This window comes from Paraburkholderia sp. BL18I3N2, assembly GCF_003001875.1.
GTDB classification, from domain to species: domain Bacteria; phylum Pseudomonadota; class Gammaproteobacteria; order Burkholderiales; family Burkholderiaceae; genus Paraburkholderia; species Paraburkholderia phytofirmans.
On sequence record NZ_PVNC01000006.1, the window covers coordinates 450,188 to 457,377 of the forward strand.

Below are 7,190 nucleotides of genomic sequence, written 5' to 3' on the forward strand. Positions count from 1 at the left end.
TCCTGAAATCCGGTCTGCTAGCGGCGCCGCTGGGCCACATAGCACGCCGATGCGCCGATGATGATCACGCCCTTGACGATGGTCTGCGCCTGAACCGGCATGCCGATCAGCAATACGATATTGAATACAATGATGAGAATCGCGGCGCCCATCAGTCCGCCTGGCAAGGTACCGCGCCCGCCTGACAGCGCGACGCCGCCCATGACCGCGGCAACGATCGAATCGAGCTCAAAACCTTTGCCGACCCAGTTGTCGACGATGCCGACAAAACCCGACAGGATGAGCCCCGCCAGTCCCGCCAACAGCGAACTGAGTACATAGCAGACTATGCGCACGAGATCCGGCCGTACACCCACCAGACGCGCCGATTCCGAATTGCCGCCCACCATGAAGACGCGCCGCCCGAACGTGGACCGATGCAGCAACACGCCGAACACCGTGGCGCACGCGGCCAGGATCAGTATGTTGACCGGCAGCCCCGCGGCAAAGCCGGTACCCATTTCGTGAAAAACGGGCGGGACGTTGCCCGAGGGCGCGCCTTGTGTGTAGGCGAAGCGAAGACCTTCGAGTACGACGGCCGTAGCGAACGTTGCGAGAAACGGCGAGACCTGCCGTTTTGTGACAAGTAGTCCATTCAACAGACCGGAGCACATGCACGTGGCGACGGTCGCGCCGAAGATCGCGGGTGCCGATGCGTTCGTGCCGTCGAAGCCCGTAGCTATGACTGCAGCCGTCGCCATCACGGAAGCGACGGAGAGATCGAGCCCGCCCACGAGGATCACGAACACCTGCCCAATGACGACGATGCCAAGCGGTGCGAACTGCATGAGCATGTTCAGGACATTGTCGCGCCGCAGGAAGGTAGGCGAAAACACCCCGGAGGCGATTACCAGGACCGCGAAGAAAACATAGATGCCGTAGCGGCGCGCTGTATCTATCGAGAGATAGCGTGCAAGCGACGGACGTTTGGAGAGAACCGAACTCATGCTGTCACCCGTTTGCGCTGCGCATTGACCGACACCGCGATGATGACCGCTGCACCCTGGACAATCAGTTGGTACTGCGACGCGATTCCGGCGAAGTTGATCAGGTTGTTGAGAAGGCTCAGCAGGTAGACGGCGATCAGGGTGCCGATCACGCCACCCCGGCCGCCGGTGAGCACGGTGCCGCCGACCACCACGGGCGTGATCGACGCCAGCGTGTAGTTCACGCCGAGATAGGGCTGTCCGGAGCCGAATTGCGCGGCCAGGTAAATACCGGTCACGCCTGCGCAGATTGCGGAGAAGACGTAGACGAACAGGATCACGCGCGCCTTGGGAACGCCTGTGAGGCTGGCCGCATGTTCGTCATCGCCCACCATGTAGATGTAGTGTCCGAGGCGCGTGCGGCGCATGAAAAACGACAGCGCAAAGTAAAGCAGTACCACGATCGTCGCCGTCACCGGTATGTTCAGGAAGCGGCCGTAGGCAACCGAGTCGAAGCCGTCGGGAACATTGCCGGCCGGCCCGAGCGAGTAGTACAGAATCGCACCCTGCAAAACGGCGCCCATGCCGAGCGTCACGATCAGCGGGTGGACCTTGAGCCGCAGCACGAGGCCGCCATTAATCAGGCCGACTACGACCGAAAGCAGCAGCACGACAACGATGGCGCTCGTCCATCCGCCATGAGGGTTGTCCGCGAGGCCGGACGTGAGAGTCGCGCTCGCGCTGATGAGCGAACCTACCGAGAGGTCGATGCCACCGGTCAGGATGGCCAGCGTCTGCCCGAGTGCCACGAGGGCGAGTCCCGTGGCTTGCTGATGAACATTCAGCAGGTTGCCCAGGGTCGCGAAGCGGTCGCTGGCACAGGCGCCTGCGATCAGCAGCAAAACCAGCAGACAGAATCCCGCCAAGGGAGCGGCGTTCTGCGTCACGTGGCGCCGCATGCCGATTGCCCTGCCGCCGGTTCGATCAATAAGCGTGCTCATGCGCGTCTCCTGTGGTTTGTGACGTTTCGGCCGTGGCAAGGCGCATGATGTCGTGCTCGGTCATCTGTTCGCCGCTCACTTCGCCGTTGATACGGCCTTCCCGCATGACCAGCACGCGATCCGACATGCCGATCACCTCCTGTAACTCCGAACTGATCATCAGGATTCCCAGACCTCTCGAGGTCAACTCGCGCATGACGCGGTAGATCTCGGCTTTCGCACCGACATCGACGCCACGGGTCGGCTCGTCGAGAATGAGCACGCGCTTGCACACACGCACCCAGCGGCTTATCAGCACCTTCTGCTGGTTCCCCCCGGAGAGCGTGGCAACGCCGCCGGCGGGATGGGCGCCAGCAATCCTGTATTCCTTGATCGCTGCCTGTGCCGCCACGCGCTCCAGCGCCGGGCGCATCAGGCCGAAGCGCGACACCTGCTCAAGGGTGGTGGCCGTGACGTTCTGGGCGACATCGAGCAGCATGAGCAGCCCCTGGGACTTGCGATCCTCGGTGACAAAACCCAGCCCGAGGCGGATGGCGGTTCGCGGCGTCATGCGGGTGCGCCGGGTACCGCCCATGTCGACGATGCCGCGATGCGCCCTTAGCGCACCGAAGATTCCTGCGGCGAGCTCCGTGCGACCCGATCCCACCATGCCCGCGATACCCACGATCTCGCCGGCACGCACGGTGAGCGACGCGTCGAATACGCGATTGCCCACGCACAGACCGTTCACCTCCAGCAGATTCGGAACGCCGGGCGCAAGGACCGGCTTGTCCGGATAGATGTCCTTCATCTCGCGGCCCACCATCAGACGTACCAGTTGATCGCGCGTGGTGTTCGCGACACTTTGCGTCGCGACCTTGCGGCCGTCCTTCATCACGGTCACCCGATCGCACAGCTCGAATATCTCGTCGAGCCGATGCGAGATATAGACGATCGCGACGCCCTTTGCCCGCAGCGCCCGCACGCGCGCAAATAGCAATTGCACTTCCTTGCCCGCGATGACCGCTGTGGGCTCATCGAGGATCAACACGCGCGTCTCGCCAGCCATGGCCTTGGCGATCTCGACCATCTGCTGGTCGGCGACGGAGAGATTGCCAACGCGCTCGCGGGAATCGAGCCGCACGCCCAATTCGCCCAGCAACGCCTGTGCATCCCGATTCATCCTGCCATGATCGAGTAGCCCGATCCGCGTGCGCGGCTCGGCGCCCGCGAAGATGTTCTCCGCGACAGTAGATTGCGGAAACAGCACCAGCTCCTGGTGGATCACATGAATGCCATGGCGTTTCGCGTCTGCGGCCGATTTCCATTGCAACGGCCGGCCGGCGAAGCGAATCTCGCCTGAATCCGCCGCATAAACGCCGGCCATGATCTTGGTGAGCGTCGATTTACCCGCGCCGTTCTCGCCCACCAGCGCATGAATCTCACCGGCGCGCACACCGAGTGACACCTGGTCGAGGCTTTTCACGCCCGGGAATTCCTTGGTGATCCGGATCACCTCCAGCAGATCCCCGGCGCTAACGTCAGCGCGCCCGTTCATTTCTCACCCGGCAGCTTGACCTTGAAGGTCGCCGGGTTGTAACCCGGGCCCATCCCGCCGTCGATGATTACATCGGGCGGTCCCTTGCTGTCGACGATCTGATCGATGTACTGGTCCGGATGCGGCACTGACGCCGTCTCGTCCCCGCGCGTCAGCGCGATCTGCGGACTGATCTCATAGATCTTAGGCACGGTCTGACCGTTGAGAACCTTGAGCGCAACCTCGATGGAAGTGCGGCCCATGGTTGGCGGATAACCGATCTCCAGCATTGGAATCTTGTACTTCAAAGCAAGCTGGAGCGGGCCGTTGAGGTCCGCCGTCGTATGAGGCGGGATTTCGCCGGCCTTGAAGCCCGCTGCAATGAACGCGTCGATGGACCCGGCGACGGGCAAACCATGGGCGCACCAGACCGCGTTGATGGTGTGTCCGTACTTGGCGATCATCGCCTGCATCTGCTGCTTGGCCTTGACAGGGCTCCAGTCCGAGTAGACCGTATCGAGTACCTTGATGTCGGGATACTGCGAGAACACCTGCCGCGCCGCAGCCTCGCGGTCGGCACTGACGCTCGAACCCGCCTGTCCCGCAAGCATGACGACGTTGCCCTTGCCATGCAGCTTCTCGACGATCCATTGCGCCCACACGCGCCCCATCATGGCATCCGAGCCGGTCACGAAGGAGACAAAGTTATCCGAAGAGATCCGGCGGTCGACCATCACGACGGGAATGCCCTGCTTCATCGCGCGCGAGACGACAGGATCAAGCGCCCTCTGGGTGTTCGCGCTGACTATCAGCAAGTCGACACCGCGCGATATCAGGTCCTGGATGTCTGCGGCCTGCTTCGCGTCGTCCATGTTGCCGTTAGTGATGATGACCTGCTTGATGACATCGGCGTGATCCGCCGCCGCCTTCATCAGCGAGTGCTGCATGACTACGCGCCAACTGTCGCCAAGCCCCGCGTTGGCGAAGCCGATCACATAGGGCGGCTTCTTTTTGAATTTAGCGGTGTCGGAGAAAGGAATCTGAACGGCGGGGTTGAAAAGGAAGGTTCGCGCAGCTCCTGCGTAGTCCGCGCGTGCGTTCATGGACGGAATCATCACTGCAGCAGCGAGGACAAGCCCGGTTGAGCGGATCAGGCGAAACGAAAAATACATTTATGTCTCCGTGAATGTTTTTGTCGTCCTGCCGGTCGTTCATGCACGGGCCTTTCGTCTTCATTCGGATCACGACATATAATCGTTTCACCGAACACCGGATGGTGAACGCCAGCGACGGGCTCAGAGTGACACGGTTCGTTTCGCTAAACTAGCAATTGCCATTACTAGTAATGGCAGTAACAGGAATAGGAAAACTCAAGGAGACGAATCGGTGGAAAAGCAGCAGCGGTTAAACGAACTGGCTGATTTCTTGCGGACCCGTCGAGCTCGCCTGCGTCCGGAAGACATCGATTTCCCATCCGGACCACGACGGAAAACCCCGGGGCTTCGTCGTGAAGAGGTTGCGGAGAAGGCAGGCATCAGCGTCACGTGGTACGCATGGCTCGAACAAGGCCGCGAAGTAAACGTGTCGTTTCGAACCGTTGAGAGCATAGCTAATGCATTGAAACTCTCTCCGCACGAACGGACACACCTCTTTGAACTTGCGAACCATTACACACCGCCGGGGCCTTATCCGATCGCGCAGAACGTGACCGACACCGTGCGCCGGATGCTGAAGCAATTAGGCAACATGCCGGCTTATGTCGTCGATGGGAACTGGAACTATGTCACGTGGAACGAGGCGGCAACTAAAGTGTTCACTGACTTCAGAAATCTGCCGGCGGGGCGTTGCAATCTCCTATGGTTCACCTTCCATGCGGAAGGTGCCCGTAAGCTATTTCGAGGATGGGACGCCTATGCGAAATGCGTTCTCGCACAGTTCCGCGGAGACTACATTCTCCGTCCCTCCGGCGAAGTATTCCTTCGAGATCTCGTCGAGGAGCTGAATGACACCGACTCCGAGTTTTGCAAATGGTGGGCGGAGCACGACGTGCTCAAGCGCAGCGACTGGCGAAAGGTGATCGAGCATCCCGTTGCGGGCGTACTTGAGCTGGATGCACTGTCGCTCGAGGTGCCCGATGCTCCGGGTACTCGCATCATGGTGTACACCCCTGCACCATCTACGGATACCGCAGAACGCATCGAGGCGCTGATGAAGAGCACACGCTCAGCTACGAAGTCCTTCGAAGCAACAACGGTCCTGGAAACCTTCCGCAAACCGGTTGCGCGGCCGCCGAAAAAGGCGCCCTATTGAACGATTGGACGCGGCCAATGAGCTCGAAGTCCCCCCGTTGAGCTGCCACGTTACATGCCTACCGTCCCATCGTCGCTTGCGTACGCTGCAATATCGACGCCTGGCGTCCTGTCGCCAGCGAAGTACCGCGGCGACGAGCCATTAACAGGTCCGCGGGGCCGTTCACAAATCGGACGAAAGTTCTCAGCTCCGAGCTTCGTCAAACCGGCGCCGCACCATTCTTCGGACGTGCCCAGACCGGGCTTGTGTAGGGCACCTGACACCGCGGCTGGCAGAGGACCGATTTACATACCGCGCCAAAGCGGCGCCAGCACGTATGGGTATTCACAATGAGGTTTCTTTGCTAAGGGGCGCTGATTTACTAACGGATGCAGTTGTTCGGTCATTCAAACGGCCGGGTGTAAAGAAAAAAACCAATCACATCAGCATGGTGACGCCTGCCCAGGCGATCAGCACGACGCCCAGCACGCGGCCGACCCGCTCACCGCCGGGCAGGATTTTCTCCACGAAAACGATTAGCGCCAGCGCAGCGATCCAGATGAGATTCATGATGCCGCCGACGAACAACAATGCCATTAGCAGCCAACAGCAGCCCACGCAGTAAATTCCATGGCGCATCCCGAGCAGGAAGCTGCCTGCGACGCCAGGACGCCAGTGCGCGGTGAGGAAATTGACTGGTGAACGGCACTGCGTCAGGCAGGCGCGCTTGAGCGGCGAGAACTGGTAGACGCCCGCCGAGGCCAGAACGATCGCGGATAGGAGCGCGCTCTTCGACCACAACATCATTTCAGAAATGAGGCCGGTCGGTTGCAGCACCTTCTGGAGCGATGCCGCGCAGATTGAGAATGCCAGCCATGCGGTCAGGTAACCGGCCAGGAGAAACAACGACGGGACGGCCGAGCTGGCCTCCGTGGCGGCGTGGTGCCGCAATACGCGTCGATATAGCAGGACCAGCGGCGCCGCGCTGGGCGTCATCATTGCGATCATCATCACCCACCACATCAGGATCACGGTCGGCAGCGACGGATCCATTCCCCCGCCGCCGTCTGCCAGTCGATGAGGGAACAGCGCGACGGCCGTCATCTCAAGCGCGGACATGCCGATTCCGGCGCCTGTCCACAAGTAGGCCCACGAAAGCGCGACGACGGCGACGATGCCGAGCGCGGTGATCACGCGCTCACGTCCCAGGGCATTTCCGACGCTGCTCATGCGGCAGCGCGATGCCGGATCGGCCCTTTGTTATTCAAGTGCAGTCGCGCGAACTGCGCATAAGTCCCCTTGAGATCCAGTGCGATGTTTCCGCGCGAGCGGCTGGTGCCGGAGCCGATCTCGGCAAGTTCGTATTCGAACCCGTGAGGCAGGTCGATTCGGACGCGGTGCTCGTCGCCCGTCACTGGA

General features: G+C 61.1%; 6 protein-coding genes and 1 pseudogene. 1 reads left to right on the forward strand and 6 read right to left on the reverse strand.

The annotated features are described in order from the left end of the window. Window positions 1-17: 17 nt before the first annotated feature. From B0G75_RS19785 to B0G75_RS19800, 4 genes are read right to left on the reverse strand one after another with little or no spacing between them, the layout of a single operon-like run. Window positions 18-986: an ABC transporter permease gene (locus tag B0G75_RS19785; protein WP_106309071.1), complete on the reverse strand. Its 969-nt coding sequence runs from the start codon at window positions 984-986 to the stop codon at window positions 18-20. After that, a complete protein-coding gene (locus tag B0G75_RS19790; protein WP_106309074.1) occupies window positions 983-1,966 on the reverse strand; it encodes an ABC transporter permease in 984 nt (327 codons plus the stop codon). The genes B0G75_RS19785 and B0G75_RS19790 overlap by 4 nt, the downstream gene beginning before the upstream one ends. Further along, on the reverse strand, window positions 1,950-3,503 hold the full coding sequence (locus tag B0G75_RS19795) for a sugar ABC transporter ATP-binding protein (protein WP_106309077.1): 1,554 nt from the start codon (window positions 3,501-3,503) through the stop codon (window positions 1,950-1,952). Before B0G75_RS19795 ends, B0G75_RS19790 begins: the two co-directional genes overlap by 17 nt. Beyond that, a complete protein-coding gene (locus B0G75_RS19800; RefSeq protein ID WP_106309080.1) occupies window positions 3,500-4,654 on the reverse strand; it encodes an ABC transporter substrate-binding protein in 1,155 nt (384 codons plus the stop codon). Before B0G75_RS19800 ends, B0G75_RS19795 begins: the two co-directional genes overlap by 4 nt. A gap of 214 nt (window positions 4,655-4,868) precedes the next feature. Between B0G75_RS19800 and B0G75_RS19805 the strand changes: the two genes are divergently transcribed. Then, a complete protein-coding gene (locus B0G75_RS19805; RefSeq protein ID WP_106309083.1) occupies window positions 4,869-5,792 on the forward strand; it encodes a helix-turn-helix transcriptional regulator in 924 nt (307 codons plus the stop codon). A 417-nt stretch (window positions 5,793-6,209) separates the two neighbouring features. Here the strand turns inward: B0G75_RS19805 and B0G75_RS19810 are convergent, their stop codons facing one another. Beyond that, on the reverse strand, window positions 6,210-7,001 hold the full coding sequence (locus B0G75_RS19810; RefSeq protein ID WP_106309087.1) for a DUF2182 domain-containing protein: 792 nt from the start codon (window positions 6,999-7,001) through the stop codon (window positions 6,210-6,212). Next, window positions 6,998-7,190: pseudogene (locus B0G75_RS19815) on the reverse strand (hypothetical protein); the annotation flags it as partial. The pseudogene B0G75_RS19815 and the gene B0G75_RS19810, both read right to left, overlap by 4 nt.

What these genes read in the sequence shown, in the direction of transcription:
- B0G75_RS19785 (WP_106309071.1), bottom strand. Translation starts at nt 986, where the DNA reads ATGAGTTCGGTTCTCTCCAAACGTCCGTCGCTTGCACGCTATCTCTCG.
- B0G75_RS19790 (WP_106309074.1), bottom strand. Translation starts at nt 1,966, where the DNA reads ATGAGCACGCTTATTGATCGAACCGGCGGCAGGGCAATCGGCATGCGG.
- B0G75_RS19795 (WP_106309077.1), bottom strand. Translation starts at nt 3,503, where the DNA reads ATGAACGGGCGCGCTGACGTTAGCGCCGGGGATCTGCTGGAGGTGATC.
- B0G75_RS19800 (WP_106309080.1), bottom strand. Translation starts at nt 4,654, where the DNA reads ATGTATTTTTCGTTTCGCCTGATCCGCTCAACCGGGCTTGTCCTCGCT.
- B0G75_RS19810 (WP_106309087.1), bottom strand. Translation starts at nt 7,001, where the DNA reads ATGAGCAGCGTCGGAAATGCCCTGGGACGTGAGCGCGTGATCACCGCG.